General features: G+C 69.4%; 20 protein-coding genes. 9 read left to right on the top strand and 11 right to left on the bottom strand.

Going from position 1 to position 26,364, the window contains the following annotated elements:
- Positions 1–110 precede the first annotated feature (110 nt).
- From trxA to ACWDTS_RS19880, 3 genes are all read right to left on the bottom strand, one after another.
- Positions 111–434 carry a thioredoxin gene (trxA, locus tag ACWDTS_RS19890; RefSeq protein ID WP_450118875.1) on the bottom strand — a complete coding sequence of 108 codons (324 nt, stop codon included), beginning with the start codon at positions 432–434 and terminating at the stop codon, positions 111–113.
- A 110-nt stretch (positions 435–544) separates the two neighbouring features.
- Positions 545–1,513, bottom strand: a complete 969-nt coding sequence (gene trxB, locus ACWDTS_RS19885; protein WP_450118874.1) for a thioredoxin-disulfide reductase — start codon at positions 1,511–1,513, stop codon at positions 545–547.
- 262 nt (positions 1,514–1,775) lie between these two features.
- Positions 1,776–2,975 (bottom strand): NADH:flavin oxidoreductase, encoded by a 1,200-nt coding sequence (locus tag ACWDTS_RS19880; protein ID WP_450118873.1) that lies wholly within the window; start codon positions 2,973–2,975, stop codon positions 1,776–1,778.
- A 97-nt stretch (positions 2,976–3,072) separates the two neighbouring features.
- On the opposite strand from ACWDTS_RS19880, the gene ACWDTS_RS19875 reads away from it, so the two are divergent.
- Positions 3,073–3,627: a TetR family transcriptional regulator gene (locus tag ACWDTS_RS19875; RefSeq protein WP_197256371.1), complete on the top strand. Its 555-nt coding sequence runs from the start codon at positions 3,073–3,075 to the stop codon at positions 3,625–3,627.
- A gap of 9 nt (positions 3,628–3,636) precedes the next feature.
- Here the strand turns inward: ACWDTS_RS19875 and ACWDTS_RS19870 are convergent, their stop codons facing one another.
- Genes ACWDTS_RS19870 through ACWDTS_RS19850 form a run of 5 tightly spaced genes read right to left on the bottom strand, consistent with a single transcriptional unit; the run spans position 3,637 to position 11,916 of the window.
- A complete protein-coding gene (locus ACWDTS_RS19870; protein WP_450118872.1) occupies positions 3,637–4,332 on the bottom strand; it encodes a hypothetical protein in 696 nt (231 codons plus the stop codon).
- Between the two features lie 55 nt (positions 4,333–4,387).
- Complete coding sequence (gene sigM / locus ACWDTS_RS19865) at positions 4,388–4,969, bottom strand: RNA polymerase sigma factor SigM (protein ID WP_450110110.1); 582 nt, start codon at positions 4,967–4,969, stop codon at positions 4,388–4,390.
- Between the two features lie 49 nt (positions 4,970–5,018).
- Positions 5,019–8,957, bottom strand: a complete 3,939-nt coding sequence (murJ, locus tag ACWDTS_RS19860; protein ID WP_450118871.1) for a murein biosynthesis integral membrane protein MurJ — start codon at positions 8,955–8,957, stop codon at positions 5,019–5,021.
- The gene (locus ACWDTS_RS19855) at positions 8,954–11,305 is read right to left on the bottom strand and encodes a DUF6049 family protein (RefSeq protein ID WP_450118870.1); all 2,352 of its coding nucleotides are present in this window, start codon (positions 11,303–11,305) and stop codon (positions 8,954–8,956) included. The genes murJ and ACWDTS_RS19855 overlap by 4 nt, the downstream gene beginning before the upstream one ends.
- Positions 11,302–11,916, bottom strand: a complete 615-nt coding sequence (locus tag ACWDTS_RS19850) for an NUDIX hydrolase (protein WP_450110113.1) — start codon at positions 11,914–11,916, stop codon at positions 11,302–11,304. Before ACWDTS_RS19850 ends, ACWDTS_RS19855 begins: the two co-directional genes overlap by 4 nt.
- A gap of 75 nt (positions 11,917–11,991) precedes the next feature.
- Here ACWDTS_RS19850 and ACWDTS_RS19845 point away from each other — a divergent pair, with 75 nt between their 5' ends.
- From ACWDTS_RS19845 to ACWDTS_RS19820, 6 genes are all read left to right on the top strand, one after another.
- Entirely contained in the window at positions 11,992–13,446 is a 1,455-nt protein-coding gene (locus ACWDTS_RS19845; protein WP_450110114.1) for a CCA tRNA nucleotidyltransferase, read from the top strand.
- 221 nt (positions 13,447–13,667) lie between these two features.
- On the top strand, positions 13,668–17,756 hold the full coding sequence (locus tag ACWDTS_RS19840) for a molybdopterin-dependent oxidoreductase (protein ID WP_450118869.1): 4,089 nt from the start codon (positions 13,668–13,670) through the stop codon (positions 17,754–17,756).
- Positions 17,757–17,859: 103 nt separating this feature from the next.
- Positions 17,860–18,264 carry a TOBE domain-containing protein gene (locus ACWDTS_RS19835; RefSeq protein WP_248674534.1) on the top strand — a complete coding sequence of 135 codons (405 nt, stop codon included), beginning with the start codon at positions 17,860–17,862 and terminating at the stop codon, positions 18,262–18,264.
- Complete coding sequence (gene modA, locus ACWDTS_RS19830; RefSeq protein WP_450118868.1) at positions 18,261–19,046, top strand: molybdate ABC transporter substrate-binding protein; 786 nt, start codon at positions 18,261–18,263, stop codon at positions 19,044–19,046. The genes ACWDTS_RS19835 and modA overlap by 4 nt, the downstream gene beginning before the upstream one ends.
- The gene (locus tag ACWDTS_RS19825) at positions 19,043–19,843 is read left to right on the top strand and encodes an ABC transporter permease (RefSeq protein WP_450118867.1); all 801 of its coding nucleotides are present in this window, start codon (positions 19,043–19,045) and stop codon (positions 19,841–19,843) included. Before modA ends, ACWDTS_RS19825 begins: the two co-directional genes overlap by 4 nt.
- Entirely contained in the window at positions 19,840–20,898 is a 1,059-nt protein-coding gene (locus tag ACWDTS_RS19820; protein ID WP_450118866.1) for a sulfate/molybdate ABC transporter ATP-binding protein, read from the top strand. The genes ACWDTS_RS19825 and ACWDTS_RS19820 overlap by 4 nt, the downstream gene beginning before the upstream one ends.
- 12 nt (positions 20,899–20,910) lie before the next feature.
- Here the strand turns inward: ACWDTS_RS19820 and ACWDTS_RS19815 are convergent, their stop codons facing one another.
- The 3 genes from ACWDTS_RS19815 to ACWDTS_RS19805 all read right to left on the bottom strand — a co-directional run bounded on the left by ACWDTS_RS19815 (position 20,911) and on the right by ACWDTS_RS19805 (position 24,742).
- Positions 20,911–22,416, bottom strand: a complete 1,506-nt coding sequence (locus tag ACWDTS_RS19815) for a DUF4185 domain-containing protein (protein WP_450118865.1) — start codon at positions 22,414–22,416, stop codon at positions 20,911–20,913.
- Positions 22,417–22,480: 64 nt separating this feature from the next.
- Positions 22,481–23,758, bottom strand: a complete 1,278-nt coding sequence (locus ACWDTS_RS19810) for an MFS transporter (protein WP_248674530.1) — start codon at positions 23,756–23,758, stop codon at positions 22,481–22,483.
- Between the two features lie 39 nt (positions 23,759–23,797).
- Entirely contained in the window at positions 23,798–24,742 is a 945-nt protein-coding gene (locus ACWDTS_RS19805; RefSeq protein ID WP_450118864.1) for an NAD-dependent epimerase/dehydratase family protein, read from the bottom strand.
- 131 nt (positions 24,743–24,873) lie between these two features.
- Here ACWDTS_RS19805 and ACWDTS_RS19800 point away from each other — a divergent pair, with 131 nt between their 5' ends.
- Positions 24,874–25,590 (top strand): TetR/AcrR family transcriptional regulator, encoded by a 717-nt coding sequence (locus ACWDTS_RS19800; RefSeq protein WP_197251834.1) that lies wholly within the window; start codon positions 24,874–24,876, stop codon positions 25,588–25,590.
- 46 nt (positions 25,591–25,636) lie between these two features.
- The gene (locus ACWDTS_RS19795) at positions 25,637–26,245 is read left to right on the top strand and encodes a YqgE/AlgH family protein (RefSeq protein WP_248674526.1); all 609 of its coding nucleotides are present in this window, start codon (positions 25,637–25,639) and stop codon (positions 26,243–26,245) included.
- The last annotated feature ends 119 nt before the right edge of the window (positions 26,246–26,364 follow it).

Genomic DNA, 26,364 nt, shown 5'->3' with positions numbered 1-26,364 from the left:
GCAGGCCGCATCGCTCGATTGTCGCAGATGCGCCCGGAACAGGAGAAATCCGGGCGCATCCGTGGCGAAGGTGTCGTGTCCTTCGCCGGGCGTCGATCGGTGGGACGCTACTACAGAACGTCACCCAGGTCGCGCAGAAGCGCCGCCTTGCCCTTGGCGCCGACGATCGTCTTCACCGGCTTGCCACCCGAGAACAGGATCATCGTGGGAATCGACATCACCTTGTAGTCCTGGGCCGAGGTGGGGTTCGCGTCGATGTCGAGCTTCGCGATGGTCAGCTTGTCGCTGTGCTCACCGGCGATCTCCTCGAGGACCGGGGCGACCATCTTGCACGGGCCGCACCAGGTGGCCCAGAAATCGACGAGGACCGGCTTCTCGGACTGCAGAACGTCCTCGACGAACGAGGAATCGGTGATGGTGATGGTGTTGGCCACGATGTCTCCTAGAAATTCGGATGGGCGAAGCGGGGGTGTCAGGCCTCTGCCGAGGCTGTCGCTCAGGCCTCTGCCGAGGCTGTCGCTCAGGCCTCTGCCGAGGCTGTCGATCAGGCCTCTGCCGAGGCTGCGGACAGGTCGGCGGCCGCATGCTCGGCGAGCCAGCGCTCGGCGTCGATGGACGCGGAGCAGCCGGTGCCGGCCGCGGTGATGGCCTGCCGGTAGGTGCGGTCGACCAGGTCGCCGGCGGCGAACACGCCCGGGACGGACGTGGCCGTGGTCGGCGACTGCACGAGCACGTAGCCGGCTGCGTCGCGGTCGACCTGACCGGCGACGAGGGAGCTGCGCGGGTCGTGTCCGACCGCGACGAACAGGCCCGTGACGGCCAGGTCGCTGCGCTCGCCGGTCACGGTGTCCTCGAGGACGAGGTTGGTGACGCTGTTCTCGCCCTGCACCTCGACGACCTGCGCGTTGGTGACGAAGCGGATCTTCTCGTTGGCGCGGGCACGCTCGAGCATGATCTTCGATGCGCGGAACTCGTCGCGGCGGTGGATCAGCGTGACGCTGCGCGCGAAGCGGGTGAGGAAGGTGGCCTCCTCCATGGCGGAGTCCCCGCCGCCGACCACGGCGATGTCCTGGTCGCGGAAGAAGAAGCCGTCGCAGGTTGCGCACGCACTGACGCCGCGGCCGAGCAGCCGCTCCTCGCCCGGGACGCCGAGGTAGCGCGGCTCCGCGCCCATCGCCAGGATGATCGCGCGGGCCTGGTAGGTCTCACCGTTCGCGACGACCGTCTTGACCGGACCCGTGACGTCCAGTTCGTCGACGTCCTCGGTGCGGATGTCGGCGCCGAAGCGCAGCGCCTGCTCACGCATCTGCTCCATGAGCTCGGGGCCCATGATGCCGTCCTTGAAACCGGGGAAATTCTCGACCTCGGTCGTGGTCATGAGGGAGCCACCGAACTGGGTGCCTTCGAAGACGAGGGGCGCGAGTTCGGCGCGGGCTGCGTACACCGCGGCCGTATATCCGGCCGGTCCCGAACCGACGATGATGAGGTCGTGAATCGTGGGCGGAGTGGTCATTCGGGCCTTCCGGTTCGTCTGTGACTGATGGTGCGATGCGCGTCGGTGTGCAGCAACGAAAGAAACAACACCAGGGTAAAGGGTGTTGTTCCGCCCGCGCCGTGCGTCACACCACACTCTGTCCGTTCGGGCCCGTTCGTCGTCCGCTGCCGGGGCGGAACCACTCCCCTCCCCCACCGTGCAGAGACACCGCTGCCACCGTGCAGTGACACCGCTGCCACCGTCCGCAGGCGGGCGGTGGCAGCGGTGTCGCGGGAGCGGATCAGACCGTCTGGGGTGCCTCGCGGAGCGCTTCGCGGATCACGCAGTGGGTGCCGGAGTAGATGGTCGGCATGCACTTGTTGCAGTGGATGCACAGACCTTCGTCGGCCTTCTCGTCCCGGAACTTGTTGACGACGTCGGGGTCGCGCAGCAGTGCCCGGCCCATCGCGACGAAGTCGAATCCCTCCTCGAGGGCGTTCTCGATGGTGTCGAGCCGGTTGATGCCGCCGAGCAGGATGATCGGCAGTTTCAGTTCGGAGCGGAACTGGCGCGCTTCCTTCAGGAAGAAGCCTTCCTCGAAGGGGTAGGTCGGGAAGATCTTGGGACCGTAGAACTTGAGACCCCAGCCCACGATCTTCGGCTGCGAGGCCACGAACTCCTTGAGCGGGACCTCGCCGCGGAAGAAGTACATGCCGTTGAGCAGCGAGCTGCCGCCGGTCAGTTCCATCGCGTCGATGTGGCCGTCGGCTTCGATCATCTTGGCGATGGGCAGCGACTCGTCGAGCCACAGGCCCTGGGGGACGCCGTCGGTCATGTTGAACTTCGCGATGACCGCGACCTTGTCCCCGACGGCCTTGCGCACGGCTTCGAGCACGCGGCGCGGGTACGCGCTGCGCTTCTCGAGGGATCCCCCGTAACGGTCGGTGCGCTTGTTGAGGTTGGGGCTCATGAACGAGCTGAGCAGATAGTTGTGCCCGAGGTGCACCTCGACGGCGTCGAAGCCGGCCTCGACGGCGTTGCGGGCGGCGTTCTCGTAGTCCTCGACGACACGGTCGAGCTGTTCGAGGGAGGCCCCGCGGACCAGGCCCATTCCGGGCGCGCTGATGCGGGTGGACGGGGCAAGCGATTTGGTGCCGTTGGAGATCTGGTTGGCGACGAGGCCCGCGTGGCCGACCTGGGCGGAGGCGAGGCCGCCTTCGGCGTGCACGGCGTCGGTGAGGCGGCGCAGTCCGGGGATGCTCTCGCGGTCGAGGACGACGGTGTCGCGATGGACGCGACCTCCCGGGGAGACCGAGCAGTAGGCGACGGTGGTCAGCGCCGTGCCCCCGCGAGCCACCTCGGCGTGGAATTCGACGAGTTCGTCGGTGATCGCGCCGAGCGGCATGACCCCTTCGAAGGTGGCCGCCTTGACGATGCGGTTACGGAGCGTGAGTGGTCCGAGTCGAGCCGGTTCGAACACTTGGGGTCGCGACGGAGACATGGCCCTACTTTCGATGCCAGTGGTATCGTAATTGCCGTTCAACTATAGCCCTGCGCGATGGTCTGGATCACATCGCATACGGAAAGATACAACCTGTATGTCGCTGGCCGCACCCGGACGCCCCCGCGAACCCCGAATCGACGCCGAAGTCCTGGCCGTGACCCGAGAAATGCTGGTCGAGGTCGGCTGGGAACGTCTGAGCATGCGGGGCATCGCCGCCCGCGCCGGCGTCGGCCGCGCCGCCCTGACCCGCCGCTGGCCGAGCAAGGAACACCTCGTGCTCGACGCACTGCTCGGTTCCGCGCCGGATCTCGAACCGTACGACGGCATCGATCGGCGCGGATGGATCGAATGGGTGGTCACCGGCAGCGCCGAACTGTTCTCCCGCCCGGACGTGCGGGCCGCGCTCCCCGGACTGCTCACCGCACTCCGCGACCACGAAGATCTGCGGAATACGTTGTGGCGCACCTTCAGTGGCCCGAGCACCGCGTTGTTCTCCGACGGTACCGACCGGGACCCGCTCGATGCGCTCGCCGTTCTCGTGATGGCCGCGGGCTCCGCGTTGTTCAGCAGCCTCATCGCCGCGGAGGACGATACGCCCGCGCTGCGGGCCCGGATCCTGGAACTGCTGCTGCCCGTGGCGGATCGCTGATCCCCGACCTCACCCGATCGAGGTCACGTACAGAGTTTCGGGATGTGTTGCGTCGCAACCTGTTCCGACGACCACAGCGGTGAGCTGCGGCGGGACCTCGCCCGGCACCAGCAGCACGACCGCGTCCCGGTCGCCGTACTCGATCGTCCTGGACCCGAGCACCGGCCCCGCGGGGTCGATGCCGTTCGCGGCCAGGCAATCGGCGAGCGCGCGATCGTCGGACAGCGGCCCGAGATCGGTGGAACCGACCAGGCTGCGCAGGGTGTCCGGTTCGAGCGCCGCGGCGTCGTCCGGGCCCTCGGCGATCGGCGTGACCGGTCCCTCGGTCGAGGAATCCGGGCCCGGGAAACCCACTCCCCCGACGACCACGACCGCGACCACCGCGACGACGGCCGCGGCAGCACCGACCACCGCACCCGCGAACATGCGACGACGGCGCCGGTGGGCCCGGACGGCACCGAGGACCGCGTCGTCGAGTCGCATCGCCACCTCGGCCGGCATCGGCTCGCCGGGCGCATCCGGATCCGCGAGCCCGCGCAGGCGCTCCTGCACGGCGTCGAGGGCGTCGAGAACGGCCATGGCGTCGGAGTCCTCGCGCACCAGCGGCCACAGACGCTCGGCAACCTCCTCGTCGAGCGCGCCTGCGTGAAGGTCGGCGAGCAGGTCCGCAGGGTACGGCGGACGCAGCAGTTCGCCCTCGTTCATGCGAAGTCCTCCTCGGCGGTTCGGTGCCCTCTCGAGACAATTAGACGGTCCGGACTCAGGTTCGGTTCCCCGGGTCCTGCAGATCGCCCAGAAGTACTGCCAATTTGTAGCGTCCGCGTGCGCAGCGGCTCTTCACGGTGCCCTCCGGGACACCGAGGCGCCGGGCCGCCTCCCGAATCGAGTACCCCTCGATGTCGACCGTGACCACCGCGACCCGCTGATCGTCGGGAAGAGCCTCGAGAGCGGCCTCCACATCGAGTGCGGTCTCGACCTCGGCGATGTGGTTGCGTTCGGTTCTCGGTTCGTCCCCGTCCTCGAGATAGAGAGGAACCGTGGGCCGGGCCCGGTTCCGGCGGATCCGATCGAGACACGCATTCACGACGATCGTGTGCAGCCAGCTCCGGACCGCCGCGTCCGCCCGGAACGACGAGGCGGTGCGGTGCGCCGACAACAGCGCCTCCTGCAGTGCATCCGCCGCGTCCTCCGGCGAATAACTCGTTCGCCGGGCGACTTTCCACAGATGGTCGTAGTGTCGGCGCAGCAGTGTTGCGAACGCCTGGTCGTCCCCGGCCGCATGCGCTGCCAGTAACTCGGCATCGGACACGGCGATTTTTGCGATCCCCCCGAAAATTCGCACGCGCGGATGGTATCCGATCCGCCCGCGGAATCTGCGGTGAGCGAAGCGGTTATTCGCTTGCGGTGAAGGTGACCTCGGCGATCGTGCTCTTGTTGCTGCCGCCGCTGGTGGCGAGGTCGGTGATCCACAGCAGCACGTTCGACGTCCTGCCCTCCGCGCTGATCGGGATTTCCGTGGTACCGGAACCCAGAGTGGCCGAACCGATCACCTGCGTCTGATCCAGCGACGCCTGATCCGAAGGCGCACTGCGGATTTCGACGACGGTGCCCGGATCGTCCGTGGTGACCGAGACCGATTGCAGCGCTACCGGATCGGCGAGACCGAACATCAGGCCGACGCCGTTCTTGAGCGACGGGAACGGATCGAAGTACGCGTCGGTGCTCCACTGTGTGCCGGGATCACCGTCGATGGCAAGGGCCGCCGTCGCAGGCGAGTCCGGAGTGCCCTGCGGCGAGAACACCTCGACCGAGGTCGCCGAGACCGGGCCGGCCGGGGCCGGTTCCTCCGCCGGTGCCGCCGCTTCGGGGGCGGGCGTCTCCGCGGTCGGAGTGAGCCCGAACTCCTGACTCGTGAGCGGTTCGTCGGAGCTGCCGCCGGCCAGCAGATTCGCGATCCACCAGCCGATCAGCGCGAGCAGCACCACGGTCGTGATGCCCAGTCCGACGAGCGCCATGAGCATCCGCTCGGAGCGCTTCTTCTTCTCGGCGAGCGCTTCCGGATCGGAGAGTGCGTGTGCCTCGGCGGCCGCCCGCTGCCCCAGTCGCAACGCCGGGATCATGTCCGTCTTCTGGTCGACGACCGAAGCCTGGTCGAGGATGTGCTGCACGGTCGCCGCGGTCCGGATCCCGCCGTCGTTCTGCAGCGCCCGCACCGCGACCGCGGAGATCTCGAAGGGCACCTCGGGCCGCAACGCGCGCGGCTCGACGAGCGCGCCGTCGGCACCGTGGTCGGCCGGCGCCATGCCGCCGATGGTTCCGCCGGCCGGTGCGGGGGCTCCCGGCGCCGCCACGTCGGGCAGCGGCCACCTGCCGGTGATCAGCCCGTACAGTCCGGCGCCGAGGCCGCGCACGTCGGACACCGCGTCGGAGTCGGCGAACGTGGCGGGGAACGCGAGGACCGCGTCGCCGGCGACACTGATGCGGATGCGGTCGGGATGGTCGATCGACAGGGCGCTGCCGGCGCGGTGGGCGGCCTCCGCGGCCGCGGCGAGCGCGCGCACGGCACGGGCCGCGCCGATCGGGGACGGCTCGGTCCCGGACATCTCCCGCAGCGACCGGCCCGGCGTCCACTCGGAGACGACGATGCCGCCCGAGCTGCCGCGGACCACGTCGAGGACGCGGGCCAGACCCGGCGAGCTGATCCGGCCGAGACGCAGCGTGCGGGACAGGATGGCCTGCGGTCCGTCGGGGCCCGTGACGTTCGCGGACTGCTGCTCGGCGTCGACGAACGTCAGCGCCACCTCGCGGTCGAGCTTGACATCCTGGGCCTGCCAGAACCGCAGCCCCCGGGCACCGCCGTGCGGGGCGAGCAGTCGATAGCGGCCACCGGCGACCGAGGCACCCGGAATGAGCTCGGGTCCACGCATCGGCGCCCGCGGTGCCGAACCGGAGACCCGCAGCGGGGGAAGCTGCGGCGACCCGATCGGGATGACCCCGGTGTCGTAGTTGGGGTCGCGTTTCGGACGGGCGGCGCTCTTCGGCGCGGGGGGCTGGACCCGGTCGGTCGACGGGTTCGGCTTCGCGACACCCTCCGGCGGCGTGGCCTGCGCGTTCTTCGCCGCGGCGGACTCGTCCGCCGGTGCAGCGTTCGCCTCCGGGGGGACGGCAGCATCGATCGTGGACTTGCCGGCAGCGTGGTCGTCGCTCACCCTGACTCCTTCTTCTTCGACTCGTCCACCTGGCGCGCGGAAACGGGCACCGCTCGGACCCGGGAACCGCTGCAACCCGTACCGCGAGGGCCGAACCTGCTGGTGACCAGGGTACGGGAGGTGCTGCTGAGCATCGAGTTCCCCAGGCCGGTCCCGGATGACAGGGATGACTTCTGTGATCGCGTCGTACGGGGAACCGCCGTACGAGAGGTAATCGAGGCGCGGCAGTACGACGGTCTTCTCGGCGTCGCTCTCCGGGTAGCGGCGGCGGGGCGCGGCCGGGGGATTCGCCGGCAGCACCCGGGTCGGGTCGGCCTCGGGGACCTCGGCGACCTCGGGGGCGCCGCGACCGCGCAGCGCCTCGACCTTGCGCCGGACCGCGGCGACGATCGCGAGCACCTCGGGCACCTTGAGCACCCACATCACCGTCAGCGCGACGAGGATCATCAGCACCCCGGTGATGCCCACCCGGACGATCGATCCGATGCCGCCGAAACGCTCGCTCAACGCGTCGAGCTGCAGCAACCGGTCCGCGAGCAGGATCGCCGCGGCGGCCGCGGCGGACGCGATCACCACGTTCCAGACGGTGCGGCCGACGTTCGACATCTGCAGATTGCCGAGCGTCCGATGCAGCAGGAAGCCGCCGATGCACGCGCCGACCGTGAACGCGATGCCGGTGGCGACACCGAGCAGCAGCACCACGTGCTCGTTGTCGCTCGCCAGGACCGGTGCGAGAGCCGACAGGACGACCTTGACGGCCGTGATCCCCAGGATGATCCACGTCGGAGTCCACGCCTGCTGGCGCGCGTAGAACACCCGCAGGTGGATCAGGACCAGCGAATACGGGATCAGCGTGAACGCCGACCAGCTCACCGCCTGCCCGAGCAGGTCGGCGTTCCCGGAGCCGAAGCTGCCGTACCCGTACAGGGCGGTGCCGATCTGAGGTCCGGCGATCGTGAAGAACGTGACGATCGGGATCAGCGCGATCATCGTCAGACGCGTCGCGACGGACAGGTCGTCGACGACGGCCGGGGTGTTGTCGTCGGCGGCGTTGCGGCTGAGCCGCGGCATGATCGCGGTCAGCAGCGTCACGCCGAGCACGCCGTACGGCAGCTGCAGCAGGGCCCACGCGTTGTTGTAGATCGCCGGACCGGCCTCGTCGGCACCGGAGGAGATGTGGGTGGCGAAGACCGTTCCCGCCTGGCTGATCAGCACGTACAGCACGATCGCGGCGGCCATGCCGCCGAACTGCCGCAGCCGGTCGTCCAGGCCCCACAGCGGCTTCAGGCTGATCTTCTCGCGCCGCAGCGCCGGCACCAGCGACAGTGCCTGGGTGACGACACCGAGCGTGACACCGATGCCGAGCAGAAGCAGCTTCGGATCGCTCATCCGCACCGGATCGAGCGTGATCTCGCCGGGCAGCACGAAGTACAGGACCAGCACCACGAGCACGACGAGGTTGTTGAGCACCGGCGCCCAGGCGCCCGGTTTGAACACCTGCCGCGTGTTCAGGATCGCCGTGAGCAGCGCGGAAAGGCCGTAGAACAGGATGGCCGGCAACAGCAGATAGGTCAGTGCCGTCGTCAGCGTGGTCGAGACCTCCCCGTCCGCGTCGAGGAAGAACCGGGTCACCAGGAACGAGGCCGAGGCGGTCGCGAACAACGCGGCGACGGCCAGGACCGTCAGCGACATCGTGAACAGACGACGGACGAAGGCCGCACCGCCGTCCGGGTCCTCCCGTTCCGCGCGGACCAGCACCGGCACGACGATCGAGGTGAGCACGGCGCCCAGCACCAGCTCCGAGATCATGTTCGGGATCTGGTTCGCGACCGTGAACGAACTCGCGACACCCGCACCGAGCAGAGTCAGCAGCAGGACCTGCTTGAAGAACCCGGTGATGCGGCTCATCAGTGTCGCGATCGCGATGGAGCCGGATGCGGCGAGCAGACCGGAGGTCTTCCGTGACTCGGAAGCGGCGGACTCGGAGGTGGCGCCGGAATCCGCAACATCGGCCGACACGGCCTCGGTCGACACAGCTCGGGTCGACACGGCCTCTGCCTCGGCCGACGCGCCGCCGGGCATGGGCGTCGCGCGACCGTCGCGGGTCGGGTTCCCGGTCATCGCTTCTCGTACCCTTCGTCGGCTGGATCCGGTTCACCGCGGAACCGGTGCAGGAGTCGCCGCCCTGCAAGGAACAGCAGGAGCGCCCCCGCACAGCCGGTGACGATGGCGAGGATCTGGCCGTACGCATTGGAACGTACCGTCACACTCGTCGGCGTGCCGAGAGACAAACCGGACTCGGTGGTGAGCGCGAACTCCACACCGAGCTTCCGCGAGTCGCTGATCTGCGTGGGCACCGTGAGAGTGCGGCTCCCGCGCGGCGGCAGCTGGGTCGGCCCGATGTCGGTGATCTCCATCTCCGGGGGCGCGTCCACGTGCAACCGCACGGTGATGCCCACGGGCAGATCGTTGCGCGCGACCAAGACTAGGGGACTCTGCTCCGAGGTCAGCGTGTAGACACCGCCGGGTGAGAGGACCGTCACGCCCGCGAACATCCCGTCCACGGCGTCGCTGACGGCCCTCGACCGCGTGTAGGCGGCGTGTTCGGCCGCTCCCGGATCGGGTCCCCGGCGACCGGCCAGGCTCATCGACCGCAGCAGGTCCTCGCGCAGCGGAGCCATGAACATCTGCGGGGTGAGCTGGGCCTGCGGGTCCTCGACCAGCGCGAGTTGCAGCGCGTCGAGTCGCCCGGCCTGTTCGGCGGCGTGCCCCACCACCACGTTCGACGCACCGTCGACGATCGCCTGCTCCGGGTACGACAGCAGCACGGTCTCCGGGGCGTTCACGGTCGCCGCCGCGGCCCCGACGACCTGCTCGAACGGACGCGGCACCGCGAGCCCCGCCCGGATGAGGGTCTCGAGCAGCGACAGCATGTCGGTGGCCTCGTCCTCGGTCGGGGTCCACGTCTGCGGCGGCGCGAACAGCACGGAACGGTTCGCCGTGCCGTCCTCCCACCCGTTCGCGTCCGATCCGTTCAGCGCCGGCCACGCCAGAGCGCCCAGCGCGTCCTGCAGGCGAGCGGTCGCCGAATCCTCCCCGAGTTCGTAGCGCGCGGACTCGGGCACGAAGGACGGCGTCGACGGGCGGTCCCCGACGGCGGCGAGCGCCGCGGCGGCCGAGCTGTCGAAGAGTGCGGCGGTGAGTCCGTCCACGCCCGAGACGCGCGTGACGGACGGTGTGGCCGAGGAGGTGTCGACCCCGCTGTCGGCGAGAAGTGTGGTCACCGGGCCGTCCTGGGCCAGCAGCAGCCCGGCCTTCTCGGTGAGGACACCGGAATCCGGCCACACGACGCCCCGCATCGACGTGACGCCGAGGATGTTGTCGATGATGTCGGCGGGCGCGGTGAGCCCCGCCGCGGCGAGCGTGTCACCCGCGGGCGACGCCGCGGCGACATCGGCCAGCGCGACCGGATCGACCTGGGCGAACGGCACCGCGACGGTGCACGTCGACGATGCGAGGGCGCGCAGCCGGGCCAGCCAGTCGATCGCCGCCTCGGTGCCTGCGCCGTCGCTCGCGTCACCCAGCGGATCCGCCGGGTCGTCGACGACGAGGTAGCCCCGCGTCATGTTCGCCACGGTCACCAGCAGGTCCGGGTCGATCGCCAGGCACAGGGCCCCGCCGAGCCGGCCCTGGTCGGCGCCGGCCACCGATTCCGCGGCCCTCAGCAGACCGTCGAGGCGGCCGCCGGACGCGAGGGACGTGGCCAGTTCGTCGTCGACCAACCGCACCGGGTCGGTGACGGATCCCGCCACCCCCGCCGCGAGCCGCGGCTCGTCGGCCAGCGGCCACAGCATCGTCACGACGGCGGGCTCGCCCTGCGTCGGCGACACCGGCGGAAGGTCCTCGCCGTCGTCGGGCACCGCGAGGACCGGGAGCAGGAACCGGGCGTCGTCGAGCCGCGCCTCCCCGCCGTACTCGGGGGTGCCGTTGACGTTCACCAACAGCGGATACACGCCGGGCGTGTCGATGCCGAGCGACGGTTCGGCCGCCGAGCGCAGCGGCATCTCCAGGCTGAAGTGTTCTTCCTCGCCCTGTTCGAGCAGGTCGTCGACCGCTTCGAATTCGCCGACCGTGTCGTAGCCGCTCTGGTCGAGGGTGAGGGAGGTGCGCAGTTCGGTCGTATCGGCGACCATCGGTGCGCGCTGCAACCGCACGGCGATGTCCGAGACGTCCCGGTCGCCGATGTTGCGCACGGTCCCGGACACCTTCACCACCGGTTCGCTGCCGTCGGTCACGACGGAGGGGGTGACTTCGTCGACGAGCAGTTCCAGGAATCGGGAGGACTCGGTGTCGGCGCGTGCGGTCGCTCCGCCGAGCGTCCCGAGGATCACGGTGCCGCCGATCGTCGCGAACACGAGTGCGAGCACGACAAGCACCGCAGCACCGGCCCGGTGCATCATCAGGGTCATCCGAGACGGGCCTCCGGTCCGCCGGTGCCGAGCCGCCACGCGGAGGTCATCTCGGCGATCAGTTGATCCGCGACGTCGGCGAGTTTGCGTTCGTCGGCATAGGCGAGCCGCGACCGCAGCTCGGTCAGGGGCACCCACGCGACCTCGGTGACCTCGATGTCCGCGTCGGACAGTTCGCCACCGAGGTAGCGGAGCAGATAGTGATGCACGGTCTTGTGCACGCGGCGGCCTTCGGTGACGAACCAGTAGTCGATACTGCCGAGCTCGGCGAGGACCTTGCCGCGGATGCCCGTCTCCTCGTGGACCTCGCGCATGGCCGTTTCCTCGGCGGTCTCGCCCTTCTCGATGTGCCCCTTCGGCAGCGACCACAGCAGCCGGCCGCGCCGGTCGGTCCGGCCGATCAGCGCAGCGCACAGCTGCTCAGGGGGTCCACCGAGCCCGTCGACGACCAGTCCCCCGGCCGACGTCTCGCGCACCGTCCTCAACTGGGGTTTGGCAGGATTCGCCGTGGATTTGGCGGGGTTCGCCCCCGAGCGGACGGCTGATCCGCCGCTGCCGCCACGCCGCCGCGAGCTGCGGCGGTTCCGGTTGGCACGTTCGGCGGGTGACACCTTGTCGATAGTAGTTGGCGTGAGGTGGCTGCCGGCCGAACCACGCGTTTGCCCGCCTCGGTAAGGTTCGAAGACGTGAACTCTCCCTCCGCAGATGCCGATCGGCGCACCCGGTTGCTGGCCGGCGCCGATGTCACGCTGCGTGCCCTGTCCGACGTGCTGGCGCCGCTCGGTGAGCGTTTCGCCGCCGCCGGCCACGAGCTGTACCTGGTGGGTGGCAGCGTCCGCGACGCCCTGCTCGGTCGCCTCGGTACCGACCTCGACTTCACCACCGATGCGCATCCCACCCGGGTCCAGGAACTGCTCCACGGATTCGTCGATCATCAGTGGGACACCGGCATCGATTTCGGGACGGTCAGCGCCGTCAAGGGTGTCGAGCAGATCGAGATCACCACGTTCCGGACCGACGCGTACGACCGCGTCTCCCGGCATCCCATCGTCGAGTACGGCACGCGACTCGAGGACGACCTCGTCCGCCGAGACTTCACCGTCAACGCGATGGCAGTGCGCATCGGACCCGACGGCGTCGGGGAGTTCGTCGACCCCCTCGGCGGAATGGAGTCGCTGCTCGCCGGGGTCCTGGACACGCCGGCGTTGCCGCAGGACTCGTTCCACGACGATCCGCTGCGGATGCTGCGCGCGGCCCGGTTCGTCTCGCAACTCGGCTTCACCCTCACCGAACGGGTGCACACGGCGATCGAGCAGATGGCCGACGAGATCCTGCGTATCAGCCCCGAGCGGGTGCAGGCCGAGCTCGACAAGCTGATTCTCGGCGACTATCCGGTCGACGGCATCGAGTGCATGGTGGAGACCGGACTCGCGGACCGGGTGCTTCCGGAGATCCCCGCGATGAAACTCGAGATCGACGAGCACCACCAGCACAAGGACGTCTACTGGCATTCGCTGACGGTGCTGCGGCAGGCCATCGACCTCGAGGACGGCGACCCGGACCCGGTGCTGCGCTGGGCGGCGCTGCTCCACGACATCGGCAAGCCCGGCACCAAGCGCAACGAGCCGGGAGGCGGGGTCAGCTTCCACCACCACGAGGTGGTCGGCGCGAAGCTCGTACGCAAGCGCATGAAGGCCCTGAAGTATTCGAAGCAGATGGTCGAGGACGTCGGGCAGCTCGTCTACCTGCACCTGCGGTTCCACGGCTACGGCAAGGGGCAGTGGACGGACTCGGCGGTGCGCCGGTACGTGCACGACGCCGGGCATCTGCTGCCGCGGCTGCACAAGCTGGTGCGCGCGGACTGCACGACACGCAACAAGCGTCGCGCGGCCGCGTTGCAGGCGACCTACGACGACCTCGAGAAGCGGATCGTCGCGCTGGCGGAGAAGGAGGACATGGCCAGAGTCCGTCCCGACCTCGACGGGAACGCGATCATGGAGATCCTCGGGATTCGGTCCGGTCCGCAGGTCGGCAAGGCCTGGAACTACCTCAAGGAACTGCGCCTGGACCGCGGTCCGCTCGGGCCCGACGAGGCGGAGGCCGAGTTGCGGCGGTGGTGGGCGGAGCAGACCGCCGGCTGAGCCGGGCGGTCGCGACTCCGGCCGAGCCGGACAATTACGACTCCGGCCGAGCCGGACAATCGTGACAGTTCGGGACTGTTTCGGGTACCTCACCCGGTCTCCCCTGATTTCGTGAGCCAGATGTCACGGGGGACTCATCCCTGTTAATGCCCCCGCAACACCGCATCAGCAGCATGGAACGCGGCCGGAATCGGACGGCCTGTTCACTCGAGGGCGGTGCAATGCGGGGCGACATCACGACGGTCAAGACTGCCTGCTCCTACTGCGGTGTCGGCTGCGGCATGGTGCTCGACGTCGAGACCGACGCCGTGACGGGCACACGCCGTGTCCTGAAGGCGTACGGCGACAAGGACCACCCCACCAACTTCGGCCGGCTGTGCACGAAGGGCGCCACCAGCGCCGAGATGCTGGCCGCCGGTGGCCGGCTCGAGACCGCGTACCGCCGCGGCGAACGCGGCGCCGACCCCGTGCCCGTTCCGGTCGCGGCGGCGATCACCGAGACCGCGCGGCGTCTGCGGAGCATCGTCGACACGCACGGCCCCGACGCGGTGTCGCTGTACGTGTCCGGCCAGATGTCCCTCGAGGCGCAGTACCTGGCGAACAAGCTCGCCAAGGGGTTCATCGGCACCAACCGCATCGAATCGAACTCGCGGCTGTGCATGGCCAGTGCCGGCACCGGCTACAAGCAGTCCCTCGGCTCGGATGGTCCGCCCGGTTCGTACGAGGACTTCGACCACGCCGACGTGTTCTTCGTGACCGGCTCGAACATGGCCGACTGCCATCCCATCCTCTTCCTGCGCATGATGGACCGCGTCAAGGCCGGCGCGAAGCTCATCGTCGTCGATCCGCGGCGCAGTGCGACCGCGGAGAAGGCGGATCTGTTCCTGCAGATCAAGCCGGGCACCGACCTGGCTCTCCTCAACGGGCTGCTGCACCTGATCGTCGAGAACGGGCACGTCGACGAGCAGTTCGTCGCCGAGTTCACCGACGGCTGGGACGCGATGCCCGAGTTCCTCGCCGACTACCCGCCCGCGACGGTCTCGCAGATCACCGGGATCCCCGAGGCGGATCTGCGCACCGCCGCGCAGTGGATCGGAGAGGCCGGCAACTGGATGAGTTGCTGGACCATGGGGCTGAACCAGAGCACTCACGGCACCTGGAACACCAACGCCATCTGCAACCTGCACCTCGCGACGGGCGCGATCTGCCGGACCGGCAGCGGCCCGTTCTCGCTGACCGGCCAGCCGAACGCCATGGGCGGGCGCGAGATGGGCTACATGGGGCCGGGTCTTCCGGGGCAGCGCACCGTGCTCGCAGAGGCCGATCGGGAGTTCGTCGAGGATGTCTGGAACGTTCCGCGCGGCACGCTGAGCACCACCGTCGGTGGCGGCACCGTGGACATGTTCGAGAAGATGGCGGCCGGCGAGATCAAGGCGTGCTGGATCATCTGCACCAATCCCGTTGCCAGCGTCGCGAACCGGAAAACCGTTCTCGAGGGTCTCGAGAAGGCCGAACTGGTCGTCACACAGGACGTGTTCCTCGAAACCGAGACCAACGCGTATGCCGACATCCTGCTTCCCGGTGCCCTGTGGGCCGAATCCGAGTACGTCGCGGTGAACTCGGAACGGAACCTGACCCTCCTGCAGCAGGCCGTCGATCCGGTCGGCGAGGCCATGCCGGACTGGGAGATCATCGCGCGGGTCGCGTGCGAGATGGGTTACGCCGAGGCTTTCACGTACTCGAGTGCCGAGGAGATCTTCGAGGAACTCAAGGCCTTCTGGAATCCGCGCACCGGGTACGACCTGCGCGGCGTCACCTACGAGCAGTTACGCAACACGCCCGTGCAGTGGCCCTGCCCGCCGAACGCCGACAGCGACCGCAACCCCATCCGCTATCTCAACGACGGGAACACCCGATCGCTGGTCGTCCGGGAGGACGGTTCGGTGCCGCGCCTGGCGTTCGCGACCGACAACGGGCGAGCGGTGTTCTTCCCGCGCCCGCACATGCTGCCCGCCGAGATGCCCGACGACGACTACCCCGTCGTCCTGAACACCGGGCGCGTGCAGCACCAATGGCACACCCTGACCAAGACCGGGAAGGTCGCCAAGCTCGAGAAGCTGAATCCGAATCCGTTCGTCGAGATCAATCCCGTTGATGCGCAGCAGTATTCGATCGTCGACGGCGATCGGGTGGAGATCGCGTCGCGTCGCGGCCGGGCCGTACTGCCCGCCGTGGTCACCGACCGGGTGCTGCCCGGTACGGTGTTCGCGCCGTTCCACTGGAACGACATCTACGGCGAATACCTCGCGATCAACGCGGTGACCAACGACGCGATCGACCAGGCCTCGCAGCAACCCGAGTTCAAGGTGTGCGCGGTGTCGCTGACGAAGGTCGCCTCGGCTCCCGAACCGGAGAAGCCCGAGGTGCAGACGGCACCGGCCGTGGATCGTCTCGCCGCGGCCCTCGGAATCGACGAACAGGCCGTACCGGTCTTCGACGGCAACGAGCAGCTCTATCTGGCCGGGCTGCTCGCCGGACTGCGCAACGCGCCGGCCGAGGTGGTGCCGGTGCTGCCGGAGTCCGCGCCGTTCCCGGCTGCCAAGCGGGTGTGGCTCGACGGGCTGCTCGCGGGCCTGTTCTCGCACGCTCCCGTCGCGGTGCGGTACTCGAATTCCACGGTCCTGGAGGAAGATTCGTCCTCCGCGATCGTCGTCGCCTGGGCCTCGCAGACGGGCAATGCCGAGGAGTTCGCGCAGCTGTGCGTGGACCGTCTCCGGGCGGCCGGCCGGGCCGTGACCCTGATGGGGATGAACGACATGGACGTCGCCTCGCTCGCAGAGATCGAGGATCTGCTCGTCATCACCAGCACGTTCGGCGACGGCGACGCGCCGGACAACGGAAGCGCGTTCTGGAAGGCGCTGAGCCGGGAGGACGCGCCGAAGCTTCCCGGAACACGTTATGCGGTGCTCGCTTTCGGTGATTCCAACTACGACGACTTCTGCGGGCACGGTCGCCGGATCGACGAGCGGCTCGCCGAACTCGACGCGACCCGGCTGACCGAGCGCGTGGACTGCGAACCCGACTACCAGGACGCCGCTTTCGCGTGGCTCAACGGCGTCGAGGAGATGTTCCGGGGAACAGGGACGTCGGGAATCATCTCGGGCGGCGCGCCGGTCGCGGTGCGCGAACCCGTGTTCACCCGCAAGTCCCCGCTCGTGACCCGGCTGACCCGCAACGTGCCGCTCAGCGGTCCGGGATCGTCGAAGGACGTGCGGCAGTTCGGATTCGAACTCTACGACCCGGCGTTCGAATACGAGGCCGGTGACGCCCTCGGCGTGATGCCGACGAACGGCCCGGGCACGGTCGACGAGTGGCTGCAGGTGACCGCGCTCGACCCGGAATCGCCGATCGAACTCGGCGACATGCCGACGATCCCGTTGCGTGAGGCCGCCACCCGATTCCTCGACATCACCCGCGTGACGAAGGACCTCCTGCGTTTCGTCCAGAAGCAGAGCGACAGTGCGGAACTGGGCAAGCTGCTCCGTCCCGGCAACAAGATCGAACTGCAGCAGTGGCTGTACGGCAAGCAGGCGATGGACGTGATCTCGGAGTTCCCCTTCAAGGCCCCGATCGAGGAGTGGATGCCCATCCTCACCCGGCTGCAGCCGCGCATGTACTCGATCTCGTCGAGTCCCAGGACCGATCCTCGCGAGGTCCAGCTGACCGTCTCGGTGGTGCGGTACGCATACGAAGGGCACGAGCGTGCCGGTGTGTGCTCGAGTTTCCTCGCCGACCACAGCAAGGGCGTCGACATCCCGATCTTCGTGCAGCGCAGCCCGCATTTCCGCCCGCCCTCCGCCTCGGACACCCCGATGATCATGGTCGGGCCGGGAACCGGCATCGCCCCGTTCCGCGCGTTCCTGCACGACCGGCGCGAACTCGGGCACACCGGCGCGAACTGGCTGTTCTTCGGCGACCAGCGCTCGGACACCGACTACCTGTACCGCGACGAGATCGAATCGATGCACTCCGACGGTTTCCTGACGAACCTCGATCTGGCCTTCTCCCGCGATCAGCGGCAGAAGGTGTACGTGCAGGACCGCATGCGGGAGCACGGTGCCCGGTTGTGGAAGTGGCTGCAGGACGGCGCGCACTTCTACGTGTGCGGGGACGCGAGCCGCATGGCCAAGGACGTGGACGCGACGCTGCGCGAGGTCGCGCAGACCCACGGCCGTCTCGACGCCGATGCCGCCGACGCGTTCGTCGACAAGCTGGCCTCCGAAAAGCGCTACGTCCGCGACGTGTACTGAGCGGAATCCACCGTAGTCGCATCCACGGGTATATCCTCTGATCCGTGACGTACATGCGGATCAATGAGCTCGTGTTTCGGGCAGGTGCGGATCGGAGCCGACGGTGACGGTCCTCCGGATCCGCGATGCCGCGGCGCTGCTCGGGGTCAGCGACGACACCGTCCGCCGCTGGATCGACCAGGGTGTGCTCGAGGCGAGCAGGGACGAATCCGGGCGCAAGGTCGTCGACGGCAAGGTCCTGGCCGAATTCGTGCGGCATCAGGCGGACGCCGCCCCGGATCTGCTCGGCGTCGGCAGTTCGGCCCGCAACCGGTTCGTCGGCATCGTCACCCGCGTCGTCGCGGACACGGTCATGGCCCAGGTCGAGATGCAGTGCGGCCCGCACCGCGTCGTCTCGCTCATGAGCACCGAAGCGGTGAACGAACTCGGCCTCGAACCGGGCAGCATCGGGGTGGCCGTCGTCAAGGCGACCACCGTCATCGTCGAAACCCCCGGAGGGATGTCGTGAGGCGCGCGAGAATCGTTGCCGCCCTGATCGGTACAGTTCTGACACTGGCTGCCTGCGGCACGAGTGACGACTCGGCGTCGGAGACGACCGCGTCCGCCCCGGAGAGCGCCGAGACGATCACGGTGTTCGCCGCGGCCTCGCTGAAGGCGACATTCACCCAACTCGGCACACAGTTCGAAAGCGCCTACCCGGGCAGCACCGTCGAATTCAACTTCGCGGGATCGTCCGATCTCGTCGCGCAGATCACCCAGGGCGCACCCGCCGACGTGTTCGCCTCCGCCGACACCGCGAACATGGACAAGGCGGTCGAAGTCGGTGTGGTCTCGGGGGACCCGGTGAACTTCGCGACCAACACCCTCACCATCGTCACCGAACCCGGAAACCCCCAGGGCATCACGTCGTTCGCGGATCTGACCCGCCCGGGCCTGAAGGTCGTCGTGTGTGCACCGCAGGTACCGTGCGGCACTGCGACGAGCAGGATCGAAACCCAGACAGGGGTCGACATCCAACCGGTCAGCGAGGAATCGTCGGTGACCGACGTGCTCGGCAAGGTGACCTCCGGTCAGGCCGACGCCGGACTCGTCTACGTCACCGACGCCACGAACGCGGGCGACAAGGTCACCGCGGTGCCGTTTCCGGAATCCGCCGACGCCGTGAACACCTACCCGATCGCGCTGCTCGAGGAATCGCAGAATCCGCAGCTGGCGTCGAAGTTCCTCGAGTTCGTCACCGGCGACGACGCGCGGACGGTCTTCGCGGAAGCCGGTTTCGGAGCGCCGTGACCTCGAGGCCGGAAAGCCGGGCGGGCCTGCCGGGGTGGATCTATCTGCCGGCGGCCGTCGGGGGCGTGTTCGTCATCCTGCCACTGGTGTCGATGGTGCTGACCGTCGACTGGTCGCGGTTCCCCGAACTCGTCACCTCCGAGTCGTCGCTGCAGGCGCTGGCGCTCAGTCTGCGCACCGCGACCGCCAGCACCGTTCTGTGTGTGCTGTTCGGGGTTCCGATGGCAGCGGTCCTGGCGCGCAGCACGTTTCGGATCATCCCGGTCCTGCGGTCGCTGGTGTTGCTGCCGCTCGTGCTGCCGCCGGTGGTCGGCGGTATCGCCCTTCTCTACACGTTCGGCCGTCGTGGGCTGCTCGGCGAATACTTCGAGGCGTTCGGTCTCCGGATCGCGTTCTCCACCACCGCCGTCGTGCTCGCCCAGACGTTCGTCGCTCTCCCGTTCCTCGTAATGAGCCTCGAAGGTGCCCTGCGTACCGCGGGCCGTCGCTACGAGGCCGTCGCCGCGACCCTGGGTGCGCGACCCACCACCGTGTTCCGGCGCGTCACCCTGCCACTCGTGCTCCCGGGCCTCGTGTCCGGCGCGGTCCTCGCGTTCGCTCGCGCGCTCGGCGAGTTCGGTGCGACCATCACGTTCGCGGGCAGCCTGCAGGGTGTCACCCGCACCCTGCCGCTGGAGATCTACCTGCAGCGCGAGACCGATCCTGATGCGGCGGTGGCCCTCTCGCTGCTGCTCGTGCTCGTCGCGGTCGCGATCGTGGTCGCCGCGCGGGGACGACGCATCGCAGGTGCACTGTGAGCGCCCTGCACCTCGAGGCCCGGATCGCGGCGCGCAACGTCGGCCTGAGCGTCGACGTCGAATCCGGTTGTGTACTCGCGGTTCTCGGACCCAACGGTGCCGGGAAATCGACGCTGCTGAACCTGGTCGCCGGGTTGTTGTGCCCCGACACCGGGCGCATCACCCTCGGCGACCGCGTCCTTACCGACACCGAAGCCGGCATCGACGTGCCGCCACACCGCAGGTCCGTGGCCCTGTTGGCGCAGGAACCGTTGCTGTTCCCCCATCTCACGGCGATCGCGAATGTGGCTTTCGCGCCGCGCAGCACCGGCACGCGCCGGCGGCGGGCCCACCGCGAGGCGATGCGCTGGCTCGAGGCCGTCGATGCCACGGAATTCGCGGATCGCCGGCCGCGCGAGTTGTCGGGCGGTCAGGCCCAGCGCGTCGCGATCGCCCGTGCACTCGCTGCACAGCCGCACCTGCTGATGCTCGACGAACCGATGTCGGCGCTCGACGTCACCGCCGCTCCCGCGATCCGCTCGTTGTTGCGGCGCATCCTGCGCGACCAGGACCGCACCGCACTCGTGGTCACCCACGACCCGCTCGACGTGCTGGCGCTGGCCGACCGGGTCGCGGTGATCGACGGTGGTCGCGTCGTCGAAACAGGTTCGGTGCGTGAGGTTCTCACCCGTCCCCGGAGCGCGTTCGCGGCGCGCATCGCCGGTGTCAACCTGGTCGCGGGCACCGTCACAGCCGACGGTCTCGACACCGAGTTCGGTCCCGTCCACGGCACCGTCGACGAGGGGTGCCGGCCCGGCGACCGCGCGGTCGCGGTGTTCTCACCCGTCGCGGTGGCGGTGTATGCCGAGGAACCGCACGGAAGTCCCCGCAACAGTTTCCGGGTCACCGTCGGTGATCTCGAGGCGCGCGGAGCCACGGTGCTGGTCCGTGCCGCCGGCACCGGTCTCGCCGCCGAGATCACCGCCGCCGCGGTCGCGGACCTGGCCCTCGAACCCGGTGCTCAGGTGTGGTTCGTCGTCAAAGCCACCGAGATCGGCATTCACCGCTCCGCGTGACGACGCTTCCCGTCACCCGCCGACGTGGGCGCGCATGAGGTAGACGTTGTAGCTGTCCCACTCCGACATCGTGAAGTACAGGTCGTCACCGCTCGACCACGGGTGGATGAATCCGCCGTAGGCCTTCGGGTAGTCGGAGGTGCGGACCAACACGGACGGGTCGGACCACTCCCCCTGCGCGACGGTGGCCTGGCGCAGCACGATGCTTCCCGCGACCGGGTCGAGGTAGCTCATCTGCCAGCGGTCGTGCTCGTCGTCGTAACGCACCGACAGTTCGGACGCGACGCCCGCGAACAGCGGCGTCGCGACATGTTCTGCAGCAGGCATCCATTCGCCGGCGACCCAGTACTGGTACGCGGTCGGGTTCAGGACCTCGGCGGTGGGAACCCGGGCGAGCCCGACGGTGCCGATGCGCCCGTTGGGGGTACCGAACATGTAGACGTGATCGCCCTGCGGCACCATCGTCGCGACCTGGAACCGGCCGACGCCGAAGAAGTTGTCCCACCGGGCGTGCTGGTCCTTCGTCCACGTCTGCCCGTGGTCGTCGGACCAGGCGATGCCGCCCAGGTTCGTGTACCACATGCCGGGGATCTTGCTCCACCGCCGCACGGACATGTAGCTGAGGTACTGCCGGTCACCGATGGCGAATCCCGACGTGGGGATGACGGTGGTCTCGTAGTTGTGCACGTGCCGCGAATCGAGGATCTCGGCGGCGTGGCAGGGGCTGTCCTGGACCATCGAATCGATGGTCATGCCGTCGGACAGGTCGGTGTCGGTGCTGAAGGCGAGGACGTTGCTGCGCCAGTCACCGCCCGCACCACCCGGGGGCTCCCATTCGTGGCCGAAGGTGTCGCCGAACGCGACGGCCACCTCACCGGGCGCCGATTCCCAGAAGATCCCGAGATCGGTGCCGTCGACCTGCCAGCGCGAGTCGGTGCGGTTCTCGGAGCCGTGACCGGTCAACTGCGACACCAGGGAAACCTCGCCCACTTCGGGTGCGTTCAGGCGTGCGACGGCCGCCCCGGGCTCGACCGGCGGGGCGACCGGATCCGGCGCCGGCTGCGGCGGCGGCGCCTCGCCACCGGGAACCGGGACGGGGATCGTCTCGGGCTGCGGATCGATCTCGATGCGCGGGAGGAAGGAGGACCCGCTGCTGGATCCGCTCGAGCCGCTGGAGCCGCTCGAGCCGCCGATCGGGCTGTCCGGTTCCGGCAGGGTCTCCGGGCACGGGTCCGCGCACGGATCCGCCGGCAGCGGTGCCTGCGGTACCCGCGTGGTGTCCGGGGCGGCCCCCGGCACCTCGACCTGCACGAACTCCGGGTACGGCACCGGCAGTTTCAGGACGCGCGGAATCTCGATCGGCGGCGCGCCGGATCCGGGCTTCTCGGCGGCCGGATCGAAACCGGTCTCCCCGCACGAGTTCACCGGAGCTGCGCCCTCGGCGCTCGCGGGCACCGCGAGAAGCGGCAGCGTCAGCGAGACGAGTGCCAGCGACGTGAGCACCGCGCGACGGGACATGGGCGCCTCCTGACGGAACTGCACTCGAGTGCTGAACCAGGAGAACCTAACAAATCGGACCCATTCACATCCGGAGGCGGCGCACGGCGAGGACCCCGGCGAGTCCGGCCAGATAGATCCCGACACCCGCGACGGCGAGGGCGGGCGAGCGTCCGTCGGGTGCGACGAAGACGGCGGCCGCGGCGATCGCGGCGAGGAAGGCGATGTTGAACACGGTGTCCTGGAGCGCGAAGACCTGGCCGCGCCGGGCGTCGTCGATCTCGATCTGCATCGCGGCGTCACCCGAGAGCTTGACGACCTGCCCGGCGAGACCGAGGAGGAACGCGGCGACGAGCAGCGCCGTCTGGGTGAGGAGCGTGACGAACAGCAGTTGCACGATCGCGGCCGTCAGCAGTGCGCCGGTGATCGTGCGCGGCCGTCCCGCCCGGGGCAGGAGGATCGGGGTGACGATCGCGGCCACGAGCATGCCTGTCGCGGTCGCGGCGACCGCGACCCCGAACCCGGTGAGCCCTTCGGCCGCGGAGCCGTTCCCGCCCTCGCGCAACACCAGAACCATGATCAGGGTGTCGATGCCGAAAACGATGCGGTGGGTGCCGATTCCGATCATCGCGACGGTGACGCCGGGTGCCTGCCAGACCGCGACGGCGCCGGTGTGCAGTCCGTCGAGGACGGATCGCACGGCGCTGCGCGGCAGAATCTCGTCCGGACCGAGACCGTGCCGCGGGAAGCCGCCGGCGGCGACCGCCGCGATCACCGATCCGGACGCTCCCAGCGCGACCGCGATTCCCGATCCGGTGTCGCCCGCGCCGACGATCCCGATGGTGCTCACCGCGACCGCGGCACCCGCGGCCGACACCCCCGATCCGACGGTCGCGAGCACGGAATTGACCGGTACGAGCCAGGATTGGGCCACGGTGTGCGGTAGCGACGCGGATACCCCGGCGAGCACGAACCGGCTCACGCCGACGGCGGCGAGCGCCAGCAGGAGCAATGCGGTCTCTCCCCCGCCGGTGAGCAGCACCGCGGCCGCGGAGAGGATGAATGCGCCGCGCAGCATGTTGGCCCACAGCAGCACGAGGCGCCGGTCCCAGCGGTCGAGCAGCGCACCGGCGAACGGTCCGACGACCGAGTACGGCAGCAGCAGAACCGCGAACCCGGCGGCGATGGCGGCCGGATCGGCGTGCCGTTCGGGGTTGAACAGGATCGCCCCGCCGAGCGCGGCCTGGAACAGTCCGTCACCGAACTGGCTCGCGAAGCGGACGGTGGTGAGCCGGGCGAGGTCCGGTGAGTGACGGAGAGCCGTCGCTGTGGATCGCCATGCCTGCCGCTTCGACTCCTGCACGACCCGACACTATCCCCCGCCCGAGAGGCGGTGGGAACGTCAGGCCGCCGCCCGGTGCTCGCGCCACCACCGCACGGTTTCGGCGGCGGCCACCGGCAGCGGTGTGGCCGTCACGCCGAGTGCCTCCTCGCTGCGGCTCGAGTCCATGACGAACGGGTCGGTGAACTGGTAGAGCATCTCCGCGAGCTCGCGTGCGTCGCGGTTGACCAGGGCACCGCCGCGCAGCACCCACGCGGGGATGGTGCCGACCTTCGGTACCGGTATGCCCGCGGCGGTCGCGAACGCGGCAACCATTTCGCGCTGCGTGACGGCCGGTGCGGTGGGTGCGTGCACCACGGTGTTCCACACGGCGGGGGTGTCGGCGGCGGCGATCATCGCGGCGGCCAGGTCCGGCACGTAGGTGAACGAGTGCGGGACGTCGGCCGAGCCGAGCACCCGCGGGGTGCGTCCCGCGAGGATCGTGGGGACCATGCGCTCTCCGGCGTGGGCGTTCAGCGCGCGCGGGCCGAAGTAGTCGGACGCGACGACGCTGACCGTAGGCGTGGTGTGCGCGGCGCGTTCGGCGAGCAGGCGGGTACGGACGCCGCGCTTGCCGGTGGTGGCGTTGCGCGGGGAGTCCTCGCGCATGACCCGGTCGGGCTCGCTGTAGGAGTAGAGGCTCTCCGGGAAGATCACGACCGCTCCGGCCTTTCCGGCCGCGTCGAGGACGGTGCGTTCGGCGGCCGGAAGTTCGCGTTCCCACGCCTCGGCTCGATAGGCGGAGCCGTGGATGCACATGTGGACGGCGGTGATCGTGTCGTCACCGAACGCGGCGGCGAGGGCGGCCGGATCGGAGACGTCGGTGCGGACGCGTTCGACGAGCGGATGGTCCGGTCCGCTGCCGGAACGGGTGAGGACGCGGACGCGCCGGCCGCTGTCGGCGAGTTGCCGGACCACGGTCCAGCCGATGGGTCCGGCACCGCACACGACCTGGAGATTCGACATGGTGTTCTCCTCTGCATCGAAATGTGAGCACTGCTCTCGTTTGCATCGAGCATGCGCTTCCGAACGGCCACTGTCAAGAGCACTGATCACTTTTGTTGACAGTGCTCACTGATGAGGGCAGGCTCGACGGCATGGCAGCAACGACTCCCCGCGCCCGGGCCCGGGCGCAGACGATGGCCGACATCCTGCGCATCGGACGCGAACACCTCGCCGTGCACGGCGCCGCCGCGCTGTCTCTCCGTGCCGTCGCACGCGACCTCGGCGTGGTGTCGTCCGCCGTCTACCGCTACGTCGCCAACCGCGACGAACTGCTCACGCTGCTCGTCGTGGACGCCTACGAGGAACTCGGCAACGCCGTCGACAACGCCGTCGTGGTCGTCGACCCGCACGACGCGCCCGAACGCTTCCGCGCCCTCGCCCGCGCGGTCCGCCGGTGGGCGCTGCGCGAGCCCGCCCGCTACGCCCTGCTGTTCGGCAGTCCCGTGCCCGGTTACCGCGCGCCGGCCGAGCGCACCACCGAACCCGGCACCCGCGTCGTGACCCGGCTCGTCGAGATTCTCACCAGCGCGTACGCGGACGGCACGCTGCGACTGCCCGAGCCGGACGGGATTCCCGGCAGCCTGCACGCCGACCTCGACCGGATCCGCAGCGAAACGGGCACCGATCTGCCCGACGCGGCCCTGGCCCGCGGCATTCTGCTGTGGTCCTCGCTGTTCGGTGCGGTGAGTTTCGAGGTGTTCGGGCAATACGGCGAGAACACCTTCGCCGCCCCCGACGACCTCTTCGAGCACCATCTCACGGTCCTCGCCGAGACGGTCGGTCTCACGGCCGCACCGCCAAAATCGTGAGCGGGGCTTACGGGCGTCCGGGTGGCGACAGTGGGATGATGTCCGGGTGGCGCAACACCAGGACGAACCCGAGGACCGAACGGCAGCAACAACGCCGAACGTGCGGGCCGGGAGCCTGCTGGTGTCGGCCACCGACCTCGTCGAACCCACCTTCCGCCGCACCGTCGTCTACATCATCGAACACAACGAATCGGGCAGTTTCGGTGTCGTACTCAACCGCCTGAGCGACACCGCCGTCGGGGCGGTCCTGCCCCAGTGGGTACCGGTCTCCGCCGAACCGAAGGCCCTGTTCGTCGGCGGCCCGGTCCGGCGCGACTCCGCGCTGTGCCTCGGCACCCTCCGAATCGGCACCTCCGCCGACGGAATCCCCGGAGTGCGCCGCGTCGACGGACGTGTCGTCATGATCGATCTCGACACCGACCCGCAGGTCGTCGGACCCGTCGTCGAAGGCGTCCGGATCTTCGCGGGCTACGCCGGCTGGAGCGCCGGCCAGCTCGAGGGGGAACTGAGGAACCGCGACTGGATGGTCCTGTCGGCACTGCCGCAGGACCTTCTCGCCCCGGCCCGCCTGGACCTGTGGGCCCGCGTCCTGCGCCGCCAGCCTCTGCCGCTCGCCCTGCTCGCGACGCACCCCATCGAGGTCGAGCGCAACTAGGTGGGCCTTCGGCCCCGGTGTGGGGTTTTGGGGGGGGCCCCCCCCCCCAAAGCCCACCCCGCCGGGGGGGGGATGGGGTTTGGGGGGAATGGTTAGCAGTGCGGGGGGAAGCAGGGGCG

This window comes from Rhodococcus sp. NPDC003383 (assembly GCF_053589115.1).
This window is presented reverse-complemented; position numbering and strand designations above follow the sequence as displayed.

Bases quoted from the DNA above. Each gene is read 5' to 3' on its own strand.
- trxB (WP_450118874.1), bottom strand. From the start codon at position 1,513: ATGACCACTCCGCCCACGATTCACGACCTCATCATCGTCGGTTCGGGA.
- ACWDTS_RS19880 (WP_450118873.1), bottom strand. From the start codon at position 2,975: ATGTCTCCGTCGCGACCCCAAGTGTTCGAACCGGCTCGACTCGGACCA.
- ACWDTS_RS19875 (WP_197256371.1), top strand. From the start codon at position 3,073: ATGTCGCTGGCCGCACCCGGACGCCCCCGCGAACCCCGAATCGACGCC.
- ACWDTS_RS19870 (WP_450118872.1), bottom strand. From the start codon at position 4,332: ATGAACGAGGGCGAACTGCTGCGTCCGCCGTACCCTGCGGACCTGCTC.
- murJ (WP_450118871.1), bottom strand. From the start codon at position 8,957: ATGACCGGGAACCCGACCCGCGACGGTCGCGCGACGCCCATGCCCGGC.
- ACWDTS_RS19855 (WP_450118870.1), bottom strand. From the start codon at position 11,305: ATGACCCTGATGATGCACCGGGCCGGTGCTGCGGTGCTTGTCGTGCTC.
- ACWDTS_RS19840 (WP_450118869.1), top strand. From the start codon at position 13,668: ATGCGGGGCGACATCACGACGGTCAAGACTGCCTGCTCCTACTGCGGT.
- ACWDTS_RS19815 (WP_450118865.1), bottom strand. From the start codon at position 22,416: ATGTCCCGTCGCGCGGTGCTCACGTCGCTGGCACTCGTCTCGCTGACG.
- ACWDTS_RS19805 (WP_450118864.1), bottom strand. From the start codon at position 24,742: ATGTCGAATCTCCAGGTCGTGTGCGGTGCCGGACCCATCGGCTGGACC.
- ACWDTS_RS19800 (WP_197251834.1), top strand. From the start codon at position 24,874: ATGGCAGCAACGACTCCCCGCGCCCGGGCCCGGGCGCAGACGATGGCC.